Here is a 16,277-nt window from a genome sequence, read left to right on the forward strand (position 1 = left end):
AAAAACGTCAACAGAACAAGAAAAACAGGGAAACGGTTATGAAAAACGACAACTCTGTCAAAGCGGTACGCGGCAGCTTCTTCGATATCACCCGGGTGGTGGATCAGCCCGAGGAGATTGAGTCCAATGCCCGTCTTATCGAGGATGGTCTGCTGATCATTCGCAACGGCTGCATCGACTGGTTCGGTGAGTGGGAGGAGGGGAAAGATCGCATTCCGGCCGAGGTACGGGTGCGGGATTATCGCGGCAAGATGATAGTGCCTGGCTTTGTCGATACCCACATTCACTATCCCCAAAGTGAAATGGTGGGGGCCTATGGCGAGCAGCTGCTGGAGTGGCTCAACCGCCACACCTTCCCGGCCGAGCGGCGTTACAACGATCTCGAGTATGCCCGCGAGATGTCCACCTTCTTTATCAAGCAGTTGCTGCGCAACGGCACCACCACGGCGCTGGTGTTCGGCACAGTGCACCCCGAGTCGGTGGATGCCCTGTTCGAGGCTGCCAGCCGCATCAATATGCGGATGATCGCGGGCAAGGTGATGATGGATCGCAATGCGCCCGATTATCTGCTCGATACCGCCGAGAGCAGTTATGTGCAGAGCAAGCAGCTTATCGAGCGCTGGCACGGCAATGGTCGACTGCTCTATGCCATCACACCACGATTTGCACCCACCTCGACACCCGAGCAGCTGGCGATGGCGCGGCGACTGCGCGAAGAGTTTCCCACCACCTATCTGCACACCCATCTGTGCGAGAACAAGGATGAGATCGCCTGGGTCAAATCTCTTTTCCCGGCGCACAAGGGCTATCTCGATGTCTATCACCAGCATGGGCTCACCGGCCACAACTGCGTGTTTGCCCACTGCGTCCATCTGGAAGAGCAGGAGTGGGATTGCCTGAAGGAGACCGGCTCCACCATCGCCTTCTGCCCCACCTCGAATCTTTATCTGGGCAGCGGGCTCTTCAAGCTGCACAAGGCGTGGCGCAAGCAGGTGAAGGTGGGGATGGGCACCGACATTGGCGCCGGTACCACCTTCAACATGCTGCAGACCCTCAACGAGGCCTACAAGGTGATGCAGTTGCAGGGGGAGCGGCTCTCGGCCTATCAGGCTTTCTATCTGGCCACCCTGGGCGGCGCCCATTCGCTGGGGCTGGACGAGAAGATCGGCAGCTTTGCGGTGGGCAAGGAGGCGGATTTTGTGGTGCTCGACCCGGTCGCCACCCCGCTGCAGCAGCTGCGTTATGACAACTCCACCACCCTGCGGGACAAGCTCTTTGTGCTGTTGACCCTGGGGGATGACAGATCCATCTACCGCACCTATGTGGATGGCCAACTGGTGCATGAACGGGGGTAGGGGCTGGAGTGGGCTGCCGCGGCGCAGCCCCAACGAATACGGTGGCTGGCGTGCCCCACAGGGGCGCCAGTCTTGCCGCACCACAGGGGATCTCCCCGCATAGAACGTGAAATGGCCCGGTTTTTTTGACCAGCAAGGCAAACGTTTGAGTCAAGGCTGCCTGCCCTGGTCTGTCTGTAGCATCCTCTGCCTCCATCGCCTGTTTCTCATCAGACTGGCGCGAGGCAGACCCGCAGATCCTGTCGCCATTTCGTCATGGAACATTCAGGCGCGTGTGAAGGAGTTGGGTATGACCCAAGCAAACAGCAGGACAAACAGCGTGGAACAGCTGGCCAATGATGACGCCAGCCCGAGCGCAGCAAAGCAACAGCCGCTCACGGCTCTTGATCGCTACTTTATGATCAGCGAGCGGGGCAGCAATGTCAGACAGGAGGTTCTGGCGGGCCTCACCACCTTCCTTGCCATGGTCTACTCGGTGATAGTGGTGCCGAGCATGCTCGGCAAGGCGGGCTTTCCCCCCGGCGCCGTGTTTGTCGCCACCTGTCTGGTGGCGGGTTTCGGTTCGCTCTTGATGGGGCTCTGGGCCAAGCTGCCGATGGCCATCGGCTGCGCTATTTCCCTCACGGCGTTTACTGCCTTCAGTCTGGTGCTGGGGCAGCAGATCCCCATTCCGGTGGCGTTGGGGGCCGTCTTCCTGATGGGGGTGCTGTTTACCGCCATCTCGGTGACCGGGGTGCGTAGCTGGATCCTCGACAACCTGCCGATGGGGATTGCCCACGGCACCGGCATCGGGATTGGTCTCTTCTTGCTGCTTATCGCCGCCAACGGGGTGGGGCTGGTGATCAAGAACCCGCTGGAGGGGCTGCCGGTGGCGCTGGGAGCCTTTACCTCTATGCCGGTCATTATGTCCCTGATCGGCCTTGCGGTGATCTTCGGGCTGGAGAAGCTGAGAGTACCGGGCGGGATCCTGCTGGTGATCATCGCCATCTCAATCTTCGGCCTGATTTTCGATCCGGCGGTGAAGTATCAGGGACTGTTCGCCCTGCCGAGCCTCTCGGACGATCAGGGCAAGTCCCTCATCTTCAGTCTGGATATCATGGGGGCCCTCTCGCCGCTGGTGTTGCCCAGCGTACTGGCGCTGGTAATGACGGCGGTATTCGATGCCACCGGCACCATCCGCGCCGTGGCGGGGCAGGCCAACCTGCTCGATAAGGATGGTCACATCATCAACAGCGGCAAGGCGCTCAGTGCCGACTCGGTCAGCAGCATCTTCTCCAGTCTGGTGGGGGCGGCCCCGGCTGCCGTCTATATCGAGTCGGCGGCGGGCACGGCGGCGGGAGGCAAAACCGGCCTGACCGCGACCGTGGTCGGCGGCCTGTTCCTGCTGATGCTGTTCCTCTCGCCGCTCTCCTATCTGGTGCCGGCCTATGCCACCGCACCGGCCCTGATGTACGTGGGGCTCTTGATGCTGAGCAACGTCACCAAGCTCGATTTCGATGACTTTGTCGGGGCCATGTCCGGGCTGGTATGCGCCGTCTTTATCGTACTCACCTGCAATATCGTCACCGGCATCATGCTCGGCTTCAGCTCGCTGGTGATCGGCCGCATCTGCTCCAAGGAGTGGCACAAGCTCAACGTCGGCACCGTGGTCATCGCCCTGGCACTGGTGCTCTTTTATGCTGGGGGGTGGGCTATTTAGGGATAACCCGCCCGTTTGGGGTCGCTCTGGCGGCCCCATTTTTATGCCTGTTATTTTTAGCCCGCCCATGCAGGCATTATGCCTAGGCTGTCTCCGCAGTTGGGGGGGCATCGCGATACCATTTTGATAAATCCCCCTACCAGATTGATAGGCTCCCCCCCTTGCTCTCCTCGCCCTGCCGCTTTTATCACCGCTGATGTGCCCCGTTTGCTCAGGGGCTGCCCTTGGCTTGTCGCTGCGGGCCAACAAAAGCAGGCTAGATGGGATCCCCTTCACACTTATCCCCATTCTTCTGACGATGGCGGGAAACAGGCGCATATCTTGCTGTTTTTTATGTCGGTTCCAGATTTTTCCATTCGAAAAAGGACTTGCATATGTCCATAGGATTACCGCTCAAGCGGGTGGATGCCGAGGCCAAGGTGACCGGCAGCGCCCGCTATACCGATGACAACATCATGCTCGGGATGCGCCACGCCAAGTACGTGCGCAGCAATATTGCCCACGGCAAGGTGCTTGCCATTGATGCGACCGAAGCGCTGGCCCTGCACGGGGTCGAAGCCGTGTTTACCCATGAAGATGTGCCCACCACCTGTTTTCGCACCGCCGGTCACGCCTGGTCTCTCGATGAGGCGAAACGGGACGTGAAAGACCGCCGTCTGCTCACCGACCATGTACGCCACTTCGGCGATGGCGTCGCCATCGTGGTGGCCCGGGATCCGCTGGTGGCCGAGAAGGCTGCCGCCCTGGTCAAGGTGACTTACGAGCCGCTGCCGGTGATGACGGATGCCCAAAGCGCGCTGGCCGACGATGCCTATCCCATTCACCCGAGCGGCAATCTGCTGCGGCAAAGCCAGCTTCGCGCCAATGACCCGGAGCAGGCCATTGCGGCGGCCGATCTGCAGTTTCAGGGGCACTACCGGACGCCGGTGGTGCAGCACTGCCATCTGGAGACGGTGACCTGCTACGCCTACATGGATCAACCGGACCACATCATCGTGGTCAGCAGCACCCAGATCCCCCAGATAGTGCGCAGCCGGGTGGCCAAATCTCTCGGCCTGCCCTGGTCGAGCGTGCGGGTGATCAAGCCCTATATGGGCGGCGGTTTTGGCAACAAGCAGGATGTGCTGGAAGAGCCGATGGCGGCGTTTTTGAGCTACAAACTCGGCGGTGTGCCGGTCAAGGTGACCTTGAGCCGGGAGGAGTGCTTCTTTGCCTCTCGCACCCGCCACGGCTTTGCAATCGACGGCAAGCTAGGCCTCAACCGCGACGGCACCCTCAAGGGCTATCAGCTCGACGTGCTCTCCAACACCGGCGGCTATGCCTCTCACGGCCACTCCATCGCTAGCGCAGGGGGCAACAAGATCAGCTACCTCTATCCGCGCAGCGCCTTTGGTTATGACGCCAAAACCTTCTACAGCAACCTGCCCACCGCCGGTGCCATGCGCGGTTACGGCGCGCCGCAGGTGATATTTGCCCTTGAATGCATGCTGGATGACGCCTGCGCCGAACTGGGGCTGGATCCGCTTGATGTGCGCATTGCCAACGTGGCGAGGGAAGGGGACGTCAATCAGGTCAACCAGAAGACCATCTACAGCGCCGGGTTGCCGGACTGCCTGCTGCGTGGCCGCGAGATGTTCGAGTGGGATCGACTCAAGGCCGAGTGTCTGGGGCAGGATCCTGCCAGCCGGGTGCGGCGTGGCATCGGGGTAGCGTGCTTTAGCTACGGCTCCAACACCTATCCGGTGGGGGTCGAAATTGCCGGCGCCCGCATGCTGCTCAATCAGGATGGCACCGTCAATCTGCAGATCGGTGCCACCGAGATAGGGCAGGGGTCGGATACCGTCTTTGCCCAGATGGCGGCCCAGACATTGGGAATCCCGTTTGAGCAGATCCGGGTCATTTCGACTCAGGATACCGACATCACCGCCTATGATCCTGGCTCGTTCGCCTCGCGCCAGAGCTATGTGGCAGCCCCCGCCATCCATCAGGCGGCGCTGCAGTTGCGGGCCCGCATTTTGTCGCTGGCGGCCCAGCTCTGCCATCAGGATGTAGGGTCGCTGACCCTGATCGACGGCTACGTGGTGCTGGCCGGTGCGCCGGACAAGGTGCTGATCAGCGTCGCCGAGGTGTCGGTCAACGCCTATTACCACCTCACTATCGGCGGCCAGATCACCTCCGAGGTCTCCCACAAGACCACCACCAACCCGCCCAGTTTCGGATGCACGTTTGTCGATCTCAGCGTTGATATCGATCTCTGCAAGGTGACCATCAATCGCATCATCAACCTGCACGATGCAGGCAAGATCCTCAACCCGCAGCTGGCGGAGGGGCAGGTGCACGGCGGCATGGGGATGGGGATCGGCTGGTCGCTGTTCGAGGAGATGACCATCGACACCAAGAGCGGCGTGGTGCGCAACCCCAACCTGCTCGACTACAAGTTCCCCACTATGCTGGATTTGCCAGAGCTTGAGTGCGACTTCGTGCAGACCTATGAACCCCAGTCGGTCTATGGCCACAAATCCCTGGGGGAACCGCCCATCATCTCGCCGGGCCCTGCTATTCGTAACGCCATCCGCATGGCGACCGGCGTCGCCATCAACGAGCTGCCTATCACCCCCAAAACCCTGTTTCGGGAGTTTGTCGCGGCGGGTCTGATTGGCGAGGGAGCAGGGGAGGAGCAACACCATGTTTGATATTGCCCGTTACTACAAGGCGCACAGTGTGGCCGAGGCGGTCGCCCTGCGTCAGGCCGACTCTGAGGCGCGTCTCTTGGCCGGTGGCACCGATGTGATGATCCAGCTGCATCACCTCAACGCAGCCTATCGTCATATCGTCGATATTCACGACTTGCCCGAACTCAAAGGGGTGTGCGAGTTGCCTGATGGGTCGATCCGCATCGGCTCCGGCACCACCTTTACCGAGCTCATCGAGAACGAACTGGTACAGCGCCGCCTGCCGATGCTGGCGGAAGCGGCTGCCACCATCGCCGGCCCGCAGATCCGCAACGTTGCCACCTATGGCGGCAATATCTGCAATGGCGCCACCAGTGCAGACTCGGCAGCGCCGACTGTCGCGCTGGAAGCAGAGCTGGAAATTGCGGGGCCCGATGGCACACGCCGCATCCCCATCGCCGGTTTTCACACCGGCCCTGGCAAGGTGGCGCTGCAACCGGCGGACATTCTGGTGGCGTTTCACTTTGCCCCGGACTCACACCCCCATGTGGGCTCCCACTATTTCAAGTACGCCATGCGGGGTGCCATGGATATCGCCACCATCGGCTGCGCCGCCTACTGCCAGATTGAGGATGGCCACTTCAAGCGCTTGCGGCTTGCTTACGGCGTGGCGGCACCGACGCCGGTGCGCACCCCTCACGCGGAAGCGGCGGCCGAAGGGCAACCCCTGACTCGCGCCACACTGGCAGCGATTGCCGAGGCGGTGGTAGCCGATGTGGCGCCGCGCTCCTCCTGGCGGGCAGAAAAGGAGTTTCGCCTGCACCTTATCAAAACCCTGGCGCAGCGGGTGGTCGCCTGCGCAGTCGAACGTGCCGGAGGGAAGATCCTATGATGCAACCGCAAAGCTGTCCCGCCGTGGAGATCCAGTGCGAGATCAACGGCAAACCATACTCCTACGCTGTGCCGCCTACCATGTCGCTGCTCCACTTCCTGCGCGGGCAGGGGCTGATCAGTGTGAAAGAGGGGTGCAGTGTGGGTGAGTGCGGCGCCTGTACCGTGCGGGTGAATGGCACCGCTATCGACAGCTGCCTCTATCTGGCGGTGTGGGCCGATGGCAAATCCATTCGTACCGTGGAGGGGGAGCGCAAAGGCAACGAGCTTTCCGATGTGCAGCAGGCCTTTATCGACGAGGGGGCGGTGCAGTGCGGTTTTTGCACCCCGGGCCTCGTGATGGCGAGTGCGGCCCTGCTCGACAAGACCGAACGCCGTCCGCTGACCGATGCGGAGATCCGCCGCGGGCTGTCGGGCAACCTCTGCCGCTGTACCGGTTATCAGAACGTGGTACGGGCGGTGAAGAAGTGCTGCAAAGGGTGATAGTTCGGGTGCCGTGAGTGGTGCGTGCCGTTGTTTGAAAAAAGGAAATCAAGCCGCCCAAAAACACAGGCCCGCCTCGAAAGAGGCGGGCCTGCTGCTGAGTGGGGTCAGGAGAAATCACACTTTTGGCTGGTCGATCACCAATTTGCCATCTTTGACCGGAATGGTGGCGCCCGGGGCTTGCTTCATGCGGATCACCCCCTCCTGACCTGCGAGGCGATAGGTCACGTCATAACCTATGGTGTTGACGCTCGTATCCTGCACGGTCTTGCAGCGCTGTTCGGTGGTGGTGTAGGTATCGCCCGCCTGCATATTGCCCTGCACCTGATTACCGGCATAGCCACCCGCGACTGCCCCGGCTGCGGTGGCCACCTTCTTGCCACTGCCGCCGCCAAACTGGTGGCCAACCACGCCACCCAGCGCCGCGCCAACCACTGTGCCGAGGATCTTGTGCTCATCCTGTACCGGCTTGCGGTGGGTCACGGTGACGTTGCGACACTCCTGTCGGGGAGTCTTGATGGTCTCGGTGATCGGCTTGCTGGCGATCACCTCGGCAAAGGTGGGTTGGGGTGTAAAGAGGGAGCCGCTGGCCGCCGCCGAGAGTGCCAGGGCCGAGGCGATGCCAATACCGATACCTGCCATCATGGATCTGTTCATCTTATGGTTCTCCTGCATACCCATACGGGCTGTTCCAATCTGGCGTCATCTTGTCACAACCGGCTGGCCGGACAAGGCGAGGGGGATGGGCCTGCGACAGTCGCTGGCAAGGTCAAAAACAGCCACCATGGAAAAGTGTCTGACTTTTGCGACAACGGACTAAAAGTGACCAGTTTCCGGCGCATGGTGGACTGTGCCAGTGTGATAAGGAGCAATTCGAGTCGCAATTTGCAAGGCGGGCGGTGAGCAGAACGCCAGAGTGGCAAAGTGCTGACGGGGGCAGGTCAAGGGAGGCCTTGAGCAAGGGCTCTGTTCGTTGAGATGGCCACGCAAGTGGTTGATAAATGGCTCCAGCCCCATCGGATGTTGGCCGATAAGAGATCACGGCAAGCATTTTGCTTTGATTGGGTGAAGCAGAGGGTGAACGGGTCGGCAGACAACTGCGTAAGACCTGATATGAAGATGTTCACCCGAGATCACCGGATCAACGAGGGGGAGATATGTCAATGTTACCCAGCTGGATCACCCCGGCCATCCAGGCCAACATCATCACGGTGCAGCAGGCCGAACGTCTGCTCTCATCCCTCTACCGATCCCTGGCCGAGCAGGGAGAGGAGCTTCCCGCCGATATCGCCGCCATCAGCCTTAAACTCTACTGCTTCCGCCAGCAGGGGCGGGTGCGCCACTAAGACTGACAAAAGAACACCCCGCGCCAGGCTCGGGGTGTTGTCACTCATGTATCACAGGCCCATCAGGCCAACATCACTTGCACCACCAGCATCAGGGCGCCAAATCCCAGCACAAAACCCACCATGGGCAGCACGAACTTGACCCACTTGTTGAACTGGATGCCGAGCATCTGCAGAGTGACCAGCACCAGTCCGGTGGGGGCCAGAAACAACATGGCGTATTGCCCCCAGTTGTAGGCCGACACCACGATATAGCGCGGGATCATGACGGTATCTGCCAGCGGCGCCATGATGGGCATGGAGAGCACTGCGAGCCCCGAGGAGGAGGGCACCACCAGCCCCAAGAGGGTGAACACCAGCATCTGCGCCACCGCGAACACGGCGCCATGCATGCCGGAGACCAGATCGGAGGCGTAGGCCAGAATGGTGTCCGAGATCATCCCCTGATCCAGTACCAGATTGACCCCCCGCGCCAGCCCGATGATGAGGGAGACGGCCACCAGCTCCGACGCCCCCTGAGTAAAGGCCTCGACAGCCTCTTTCTCTTTGAGACCCGAGATAAAAATGATGATGATGGCGATGGTCAGGAAGGAGGCCGCCATCTGCGGAAACCACCAACCGGCCATGGAGACGCCCCACACCATCAGCGGGAAGGCGAGGATAAACAGGGTCAGAATGATCTTGCGGCGCAGGGTGAAGGGCACCCCTTCGTCCATAGAGCCCTCTTTGAGAAAACGGGCGCGAAAACTCTCTCTGTCCTCATAGGTGTAGGAGAAGGCTGGATTGGCCTTGATCTTCTTGCAGTACCAGTAGAGATAGCCGATCACCACCAGGGTGCCCACCAGACAGCCAATGGCGCGAAAGATCAGCCCCTCGGTAAAGGGAATGCCGGCGGCATTGGAGGCGATCACCACTGAGAAGGGATTGATGGTGGAGAAGGTGGTTCCCATGGAGGCGGCGAGGAAGATGGCCCCTACGCAGACGATGGAGTCATAGCCGAGCGCCAGAAAGATGGGCACCAGTATGGGGTAGAAGGCGACCGCTTCTTCCTCCAGTCCGCAGGTGGTGCCTCCCAGCGCCATCACGAAGCAGACCAGCGCCACAAACAGGAACTCGTTGCCCCGGGTCTTGTGTGAGAGGGCGACAAGCCCCGCACTGAATGCGCCTGTCTTGTTGATGACGCCGATCAGCCCCCCGAGCACCAGAATAAAGACGATGATATCTGCCCCCTCTATGGTGCCCTTGACCATGCTGACCGCCACGTCACCGAACCCCTTGGGCGCTTGCTCCAATCGGGCATAGGTGCCGGGAATGGCAATGGGCTTGCGGATGGTGCCGTTGGTAAATTGCTCCACCGAAATATTGATATTAAGTTTTGCCAGGGCATCCTGGGTTGCGGGAAGTCGGCTTATTTCCCCCTGTGGGCTATTGACCATCAGGCTTTCACTGGCTGGATTATAAGAGAGCTTGGCATAGGCGCCCGTCGGAATTATCCAGGTCAGTGCAATGGCCAGCAACATAATAAGAAACAGAATGGTAAATGCAGTAGGGAATTGTCTACGTGGTGTGGTATTCGGCACGGCACACATAAAATGCTCCTTGATAAAGCAGGTTTGGGCTCGGCGGAATATCGGGTCGATAGGGTTTCTGCGTCATACATCCAAGGTACGCAAACCCACTGTGGATTGCGTAGTGATTGGCGAGAAATCTGGCCTGATATTGAACATCCGGTAGATTGTTTCACGTTGTAACCGTAACCCGTGTGCGGCTGGATGAACATGGTGCCATGCTCTCTTTATGGGATGGCTCACAAAATTTATTTTCCATGGATTTAACAGCTGATATGAAATAAAAGTTATTATGCAATAACTATTTCAGCTTTCGTTTTACGCGGTTTACCTTAAATAAAGGTCATGAAAATAGTGCGTGCCGAGATGAATGAAATGACATATAAATCAGCTTTGACGGAATAATATTCCACTATCGTCATTTTTCGTTATTCGCCAAAAACAGCCTGTGAAAATAATGGCACGCTTTTCCGTAACGAAATATTTTTTGCAACGAAGACAGGGGACCCTGTTGGCAGCAGGCTGCCCCGGTCTAAGACGTTTTGCTAATACCTGCCGCTGCAGGCTCGCTGTTAGGCTGTCATCCCCATAAGAGACCAGTGACGGGCAGGATGCCCATGTCGCTTGCTGATCTCTGAATCATCCCGAAACTGCCCGTTTTGTGCCACCTGTGAGGAAGGAATCCGATGACAGTGCAGAACATCTATGAGCGCGACCTTGCCAAAACCGCCGCCAATTTTGAGGCCCTGACCCCCATCAGCTTTCTGGGGCGGGCGGAGCGGGTCTATCCCGACTATCCGGCGCTGATCCATGGCTCGCTGCGCCAGAGCTGGGGCGAGACCGCCCGCCGTTGCCGCCAGTTGGCCTCGGCCCTGCGGCTTAGCGGTATCGGGGAGGGGGATACCGTCTCCATCGTTGCGCCCAATATCCCGGCGATGTTTGAAGCTCACTTCGGGGTGCCCATGAGCGGCGCCGTGCTCAACACTATCAATACCCGGCTCGATGCAGAGTCGATGGCCTTTATCTTCCAGCATGCCCAGAGCAAGGTGGTGCTGGTGGACAGGGAGTTCGGCCCTGTGGTGCGCAAGGCGTTGGATCTGTTGGAGCGCCAACCGCTGGTCATCGCCATCGACGATCCCCTCTACCGGGAGGGGGCGCTTGTCAGTGAACTGACTTATGAGGCCTTTATTGCCACTGGTAACGGCGATGAGCCCGGCTGGCTGCCACAAGATGAGTGGCAGGCGATCTCCCTTAACTACACCTCCGGCACCACCGGCAACCCCAAGGGAGTGGTCTATCACCATCGCGGTGCCCACCTCAACGCCATCAACAACGTACTCTCCTGGGAGCTGCCCAAACATCCCGTCTATCTCTGGACCTTGCCGATGTTTCACTGCAACGGCTGGTGTTTCCCCTGGACGCTGGCGGCCACCGCCGGGGTGAGCGTCTGCCTGCGGCATGTGCAGGCCGCCGCCATTTATGAGGCGCTGCACGAGCACAAGGTGAGCCACTTCTGCGCGGCGCCCATCGTGCTCAATATGCTCAATAATGCCGATTCGGCGCTCAAGCGGGGGCTGGATCACCCCATCAAGGTGATGACCGCTGGCGCTGCGCCCCCCGCCACCGTGATCGCCGGTATGGAAGCGATGGGGATCGCCGTGACCCACGTCTATGGCCTCACCGAAACCTATGGCCCCTGCGTGTTGTGCGAACCGCAAAGAAGCTGGCAAGGTCAGGATGCCACTGCGCTCTCCCGCCTCAAGGCGCGCCAGGGTGTTGCGTCGCCCCTGCAGGGGGAGATGCGGGTCATCAATCCGGTCAGTGGCGAGCCGGTGGCCAAGGATGGCAAAACCATGGGGGAGATAGTGCTGCGGGGTAATGTGGTGATGAAGGGATATCTGAAAAATCCGGCGGCCAGCGCCGAGGCGATGGCGGAGGGGTGGTTTCGCAGTGGCGATCTGGCGGTATGGCACCCGGATGGTTATGTGGAGATCAAGGACAGATCCAAGGACATCATCATCTCCGGCGGGGAGAATATCTCCAGTCTGGAGGTGGAAGATGTGCTCTATCGCCATCCCGATGTGGACGAAGCGGCGGTGATCGCCATGCCCGATGAGAAGTGGGGGGAGGTGCCCTGCGCCTTCGTGAAATTGAAAGAGGGGCGAGAGACCACCCAGGCGGAGCTGATCGCCTTTTGCCGGGAGCAGATGGCCCACTTCAAGGCCCCCAAACGGATCATCTTCACCCCGCTGCCGAAGACCTCGACCGGCAAGGTGCAAAAATTCGTGCTGCGCAAACAGTTGGGGTAGCAGCCTGTTCGTAAGGAGCCAGCACAGCCATTCATAGGAGGGAGATACAAGGGGTCTGGAGGGCTGCTGGCCCTCCCGTTGTGTGGCTAGGGAGCCTTGCAGGCAACGTAGTTGCGGCCGCTCTGTTTGGCCTGATAGAGCATCTGGTCGGCGCGGGCGTAGAGGCTTTCCATCAGCTCCCCTTCGCCATTTTCCACCAGTCCGGCGCTGATGGTGATGACCAGCTTATCCCCATCGGGCAGGGGCAGCGGGCTTTGCATCACCTGAAGGCGCAGCCGCTCGGCCAGGGATGCGGCGGCCGAGAGGGTGGTGTTGGGCAGCAAGATGGCAAACTCGTCACCGCCGATGCGGGCCAGCACATCTTCGCTGCGCAGCACCGATTGCATCACCCTGCCCAGATGCACCAGCGCGCTATCCCCAAGGGGATGACCGAAGCGATCGTTGATGCACTTGAACTGATCCACATCCAGCACCATCAGCACCGAGGTGAGATGGTGGCGCATGTCCAGACTGAGGTTCTTCTCGCACATCTCGAAAAAGAAACGGCGGTTGTAGAGACCGGTGAGGCCATCGCGCACAGACTGCTGGTGCAGCTGCTCCTTGAGCTGGTGCAGTTCGGTAATGTCGGAGGAGATACCGATCAGGGTGGGAGTGCCATCCCCCAGCAGAAAGGGCACCTTGACCGACCAGTAGTAGTGCTGATTGCCTTCGGGATCGGTCAGCATCTCTTCCCCGGCTTGCAGCTCGCCGGTTTCGAATACCCGGTTGTCCAGCCGCCACAGCTGGCAGGCGCTGGCAGCGGGGATCACCTCATCATCGCGTCGGTTGATGATCTGCTCGGCAGGAAGGCCCAGCAGATCGGCGACCTTTTGGTTGACGTAGAGAAAGCGGTGCAGGCTGTCCTTCATATAGATATGGGCATCCACGTTGGCGAGGATGATTTCCAGCAGCTGATGCTGCTCCGCCAGCCGCGCCTCAATCAGCTTGTGTTCGGTGATATCGGTGGAGATGCCGCACAGGCCGATCAGGTTGCCATCCTTGTCATGGATGGGCTTTTTAACGGTCCAGTAGCAGCGCTTTTCCCCGGTGGATTTGAGGTAGTTGATCTCCTCCTGGGCGATGGCGAGTTGCTGCTCCAGTACCAGTTGGTCGTTGCGCTTAATCGCATCGGAGAATTCGAGATCAAAAAAGGCCCGATCATCCTGCCCCTGCAACTCGGTTAGGGTACAGCCAAAGAGATCCAGCACCGCCTGATTGGCATAGGTATAACGGCCCGCCAGATCCTTGGTAAACATGTAGGCGTCCGTCTCGTTGAAGATGGCTTTGAGGTGATCCAGCTCATGCTGTAACTGGATAGAGAAGGGTTCATCCTTCATGGGGTTAACCATCCTTGGTCAATGGAGTCGTTGTATACCGCGCTAATATATGTACCAACGGTTTAAATTAAGCACTGAACAGGCCATATTTCGTGTTTATTTCCGCAAGTTCTGCGCCATGTCACACGATTGTCATCGTTGGTGTGATCAAAGGAAATCAACTGAGTCCGTGGCTATGCAGATAACCGTCCCACCTATATCGGCCCAGCATCGTGGGCCAGCAGCAGAGCAATTGCCCGGCAGTCAAATACGCCAGCCCGAGCAACAGAAAGGGCAACAAACAGGTCTTTAATCAAACTATTTTCACTGTGCCCCTGATACCATTGCCGCACTATTTGGCTTGGGGAGTGCAGGATGGCAGAGCGAACAGTATTTGACTGGCAGGAACCGATTACATGGGATGGGCCGGGGGCCATTGCGGGCGGTGAAGAGTTGGCTGGTGATCGGCTGGAACGCGCTCGCTATGCCGAGTTTCTGACTAAATACCTCGCCGCCGAAGGCAAGCAGCGCAACTATGTGCTCAACCTCAATGCCGAATGGGGGGCGGGTAAAACCTGGTTTATCAAGCGCTGGTATATGGAGCTGAAAGCGCATTATCCCACCGTTTATATCGATGCCTGGCAGCAGGATTTTTCCGATGATCCCTTATTGACGGTGATTTCGTCGATTATTGACCAGTTAAAGATGATTGCGGGAAAAGCAAACCCGATTCCAGATGGGATGCGTCAGCGGCTGCTTGGATTATTTAAGGTCGGCGGCAAACTGGCATTGAAAGCGGCAATCAAGAAGGCTGGATTGGAAGAAGATGATTTTTCGCTGGAAGAGGATGATGCCAATCAGCTGGTCGATGCCTTATGCAATAATCAGAAAGAGCGTTATGAATCTATCCAGTATCTTAAACAAGAGATCCGGCAATGGGTTGAGGGAGCTGTTGGTTTAAGTGAAGGAGAACTGGATTATCCCGCATTTATTTTGATAGATGAGCTTGATCGTTGTCGTCCTTCTTATGCCGTAGAAATGCTGGAGACTATCAAGCATATCTTTGATATTAAGGGCGTGGTGTTTGTGTTGGCAACGGATACTGAGCAGTTGCAGCATGCTATCAAGGTCATTTATGGCGATGGTTTTGATGCAGAAAGCTATCTTGGACGATTTTTTCATAGACGCTTTACGTTAAGCACTATATCTCGGCGAGAGTTTATTCAACAGGCGTTATCATATAAAAAGCAGCAGTTTGATAACGTTAATGTATGGCCTGAGGTCACTGATAGCGACGTGTTGGTAAATATATTGACAGCTGTCTGTGATCATTTTTCATTGAACTTAAGAAAAACAGAGCAAGTGCTTGATAGAACTATCGCTTCCATCGTTAATTACGAAGGTTGCACATTAAATCTGATTTTTCTTGTTTACCTGTTCTCTCTATGCGAGAAAAACAATGGAGATTATCGCGCTGTAGTGGATGGTAAAATGTCTGCAGCACATGGCATTCCTAAATTAAAAGGGTTTACTGACCTAATAAATGAGTATGAGGACCAAAATTTCTCATGCCTGATAAAGGTAAAAAGTTCTATGGGTGAACAGATTAAAATAATAAATGATGGGTTGTATACAAATCACTTTGAAGATAAAGAGTATACTCTTTCTTTAAGGAATATTTTATCTGTTTCATACCAAAACATGTTAAGACCAAATTCAAGTTATAATCACTCGATCTCACTTATAAAATTGATGAAAGAATTTTCTAATAGGGTTCGGGAGTTAACAATAGAGGAGAATTCAATTTTGGCAGAAAAAGAGTTATCGCAATTGGAGCTTCATCTAATAACATATAAAAATTTAGTTGAGCTGGCCGTGCATCTTGACTAAATAAAGCCGGGGTAACCCGGCTCTATTATCAGTTTATTTATTATGCCGCTCGTAAAGTCGCTGAACGACATCCTGTAATCCCAGCCCCTCGTTTTGCAGCAGTACGGTCAGGTGGTAGAGCAGATCGGCGGATTCGTTGATGAGCTCCTCCCGATCCTTGGCCATGGCGGCCAGCGCTACTTCAACACCTTCCTCACCGACTTTCTGGGCGATGCGCTTGGTGCCCTTGCCATAGAGGCTGGCGGTGTAGCTGGTGGCCGGATCGGCCCCTTTGCGAGAAGCCAGTACCTGCTCCAGCTCTGCCAAAAAACCGAGGGGCGGCAGCGGGTGGCCGTTAAAGCAGGAGGTTGTCCCCTTGTGGCAGGTGGGGCCGACGGGGTTGGCGGCAATCAGCAGGGAGTCCTGATCGCAGTCGGTGCTGATAGCGACGAGTTGGAGCACATTGCCCGAGCTTTCACCCTTGGTCCAGAGCCGCTGTTTGCTGCGGCTAAAGAAGGTGACCTGACCGCTGCTCTGGGTTTTCTCCAGCGCCTCGCGGGTCATAAAGCCCTGCATCAGCACCTCGCCGCTGGCGGCGTGCTGGACGATGGCGGGGATCATGCCATCGCATTTTTCCCAGTCGAGCTGTTCAATTAATAAGTTGGAATTATGCACGGGTATCGGCTCCTCTATTATCAGATCGGCACTCAGGGCGGGGGATCATGGCGCA

Annotated in this window: 12 protein-coding genes; 8 read left to right on the top strand and 4 right to left on the bottom strand. The window is 57.7% G+C overall.

Going from position 1 to position 16,277, the window contains the following annotated elements; translation table 11 throughout:
* Positions 1-38: 38 nt before the first annotated feature.
* From guaD to xdhC, 5 genes are all read left to right on the top strand, one after another.
* Positions 39-1,355, top strand: a complete 1,317-nt coding sequence (gene guaD, locus OKB77_RS19385) for a guanine deaminase (protein WP_005336781.1) — start codon at positions 39-41, stop codon at positions 1,353-1,355.
* 397 nt (positions 1,356-1,752) lie between these two features.
* Positions 1,753-3,054 (top strand): NCS2 family permease, encoded by a 1,302-nt coding sequence (locus OKB77_RS19390; RefSeq protein ID WP_180343373.1) that lies wholly within the window; start codon positions 1,753-1,755, stop codon positions 3,052-3,054.
* A gap of 374 nt (positions 3,055-3,428) precedes the next feature.
* Entirely contained in the window at positions 3,429-5,747 is a 2,319-nt protein-coding gene (gene xdhA, locus OKB77_RS19395) for a xanthine dehydrogenase molybdenum-binding subunit XdhA (RefSeq protein ID WP_064338011.1), read from the top strand.
* The gene (gene xdhB / locus OKB77_RS19400) at positions 5,740-6,618 is read left to right on the top strand and encodes a xanthine dehydrogenase FAD-binding subunit XdhB (RefSeq protein WP_270818185.1); all 879 of its coding nucleotides are present in this window, start codon (positions 5,740-5,742) and stop codon (positions 6,616-6,618) included. The genes xdhA and xdhB overlap by 8 nt, the downstream gene beginning before the upstream one ends.
* Positions 6,615-7,100, top strand: coding sequence for a xanthine dehydrogenase iron sulfur-binding subunit XdhC (xdhC, locus tag OKB77_RS19405; protein ID WP_021230037.1), 486 nt, complete (start codon positions 6,615-6,617; stop codon positions 7,098-7,100). Before xdhB ends, xdhC begins: the two co-directional genes overlap by 4 nt.
* Positions 7,101-7,217: 117 nt before the next feature.
* Here the strand turns inward: xdhC and OKB77_RS19410 are convergent, their stop codons facing one another.
* A complete protein-coding gene (locus OKB77_RS19410) occupies positions 7,218-7,757 on the bottom strand; it encodes a glycine zipper 2TM domain-containing protein (RefSeq protein ID WP_026035120.1) in 540 nt (179 codons plus the stop codon).
* 500 nt (positions 7,758-8,257) lie between these two features.
* On the opposite strand from OKB77_RS19410, the gene OKB77_RS19415 reads away from it, so the two are divergent.
* Complete coding sequence (locus tag OKB77_RS19415) at positions 8,258-8,446, top strand: hypothetical protein (RefSeq protein WP_150389057.1); 189 nt, start codon at positions 8,258-8,260, stop codon at positions 8,444-8,446.
* Between the two features lie 62 nt (positions 8,447-8,508).
* Here OKB77_RS19415 and OKB77_RS19420 read toward each other — a convergent pair whose 3' ends face one another.
* On the bottom strand, positions 8,509-10,035 hold the full coding sequence (locus OKB77_RS19420; RefSeq protein WP_270818187.1) for a YfcC family protein: 1,527 nt from the start codon (positions 10,033-10,035) through the stop codon (positions 8,509-8,511).
* Between the two features lie 665 nt (positions 10,036-10,700).
* Here OKB77_RS19420 and OKB77_RS19425 point away from each other — a divergent pair.
* On the top strand, positions 10,701-12,323 hold the full coding sequence (locus tag OKB77_RS19425; protein WP_270818189.1) for an acyl-CoA synthetase: 1,623 nt from the start codon (positions 10,701-10,703) through the stop codon (positions 12,321-12,323).
* An 86-nt stretch (positions 12,324-12,409) separates the two neighbouring features.
* On the opposite strand, the gene OKB77_RS19430 is transcribed toward OKB77_RS19425, so the two are convergent.
* A complete protein-coding gene (locus OKB77_RS19430; RefSeq protein ID WP_270818190.1) occupies positions 12,410-13,699 on the bottom strand; it encodes a sensor domain-containing diguanylate cyclase in 1,290 nt (429 codons plus the stop codon).
* A gap of 354 nt (positions 13,700-14,053) precedes the next feature.
* Between OKB77_RS19430 and OKB77_RS19435 the strand changes: the two genes are divergently transcribed.
* Complete coding sequence (locus OKB77_RS19435; protein WP_270818192.1) at positions 14,054-15,568, top strand: KAP family P-loop NTPase fold protein; 1,515 nt, start codon at positions 14,054-14,056, stop codon at positions 15,566-15,568.
* 33 nt (positions 15,569-15,601) lie between these two features.
* Here the strand turns inward: OKB77_RS19435 and hisIE are convergent, their stop codons facing one another.
* A complete protein-coding gene (gene hisIE, locus OKB77_RS19440) occupies positions 15,602-16,168 on the bottom strand; it encodes a bifunctional phosphoribosyl-AMP cyclohydrolase/phosphoribosyl-ATP diphosphatase HisIE (protein ID WP_443111797.1) in 567 nt (188 codons plus the stop codon).
* Positions 16,169-16,277: the final 109 nt, after the last annotated feature.

It is taken from the genome of Aeromonas sp. Y318-3 (assembly GCF_027706185.1).
Classification (GTDB): domain Bacteria; phylum Pseudomonadota; class Gammaproteobacteria; order Enterobacterales; family Aeromonadaceae; genus Aeromonas; species Aeromonas veronii.

Excerpts from the sequence above, each read along its gene's own strand:
- xdhC (WP_021230037.1), top strand. The coding sequence starts at position 6,615 with ATGATGCAACCGCAAAGCTGTCCCGCCGTGGAGATCCAGTGCGAGATC.
- OKB77_RS19410 (WP_026035120.1), bottom strand. The coding sequence starts at position 7,757 with ATGAACAGATCCATGATGGCAGGTATCGGTATTGGCATCGCCTCGGCC.
- OKB77_RS19435 (WP_270818192.1), top strand. The coding sequence starts at position 14,054 with ATGGCAGAGCGAACAGTATTTGACTGGCAGGAACCGATTACATGGGAT.
- xdhA (WP_064338011.1), top strand. The coding sequence starts at position 3,429 with ATGTCCATAGGATTACCGCTCAAGCGGGTGGATGCCGAGGCCAAGGTG.
- hisIE (WP_443111797.1), bottom strand. The coding sequence starts at position 16,168 with ATGATCCCCGCCATCGTCCAGCACGCCGCCAGCGGCGAGGTGCTGATG.
- guaD (WP_005336781.1), top strand. The coding sequence starts at position 39 with ATGAAAAACGACAACTCTGTCAAAGCGGTACGCGGCAGCTTCTTCGAT.
- OKB77_RS19390 (WP_180343373.1), top strand. The coding sequence starts at position 1,753 with ATGATCAGCGAGCGGGGCAGCAATGTCAGACAGGAGGTTCTGGCGGGC.
- xdhB (WP_270818185.1), top strand. The coding sequence starts at position 5,740 with ATGTTTGATATTGCCCGTTACTACAAGGCGCACAGTGTGGCCGAGGCG.
- OKB77_RS19425 (WP_270818189.1), top strand. The coding sequence starts at position 10,701 with ATGACAGTGCAGAACATCTATGAGCGCGACCTTGCCAAAACCGCCGCC.
- OKB77_RS19415 (WP_150389057.1), top strand. The coding sequence starts at position 8,258 with ATGTCAATGTTACCCAGCTGGATCACCCCGGCCATCCAGGCCAACATC.
- OKB77_RS19420 (WP_270818187.1), bottom strand. The coding sequence starts at position 10,035 with ATGTGTGCCGTGCCGAATACCACACCACGTAGACAATTCCCTACTGCA.
- OKB77_RS19430 (WP_270818190.1), bottom strand. The coding sequence starts at position 13,699 with ATGAAGGATGAACCCTTCTCTATCCAGTTACAGCATGAGCTGGATCAC.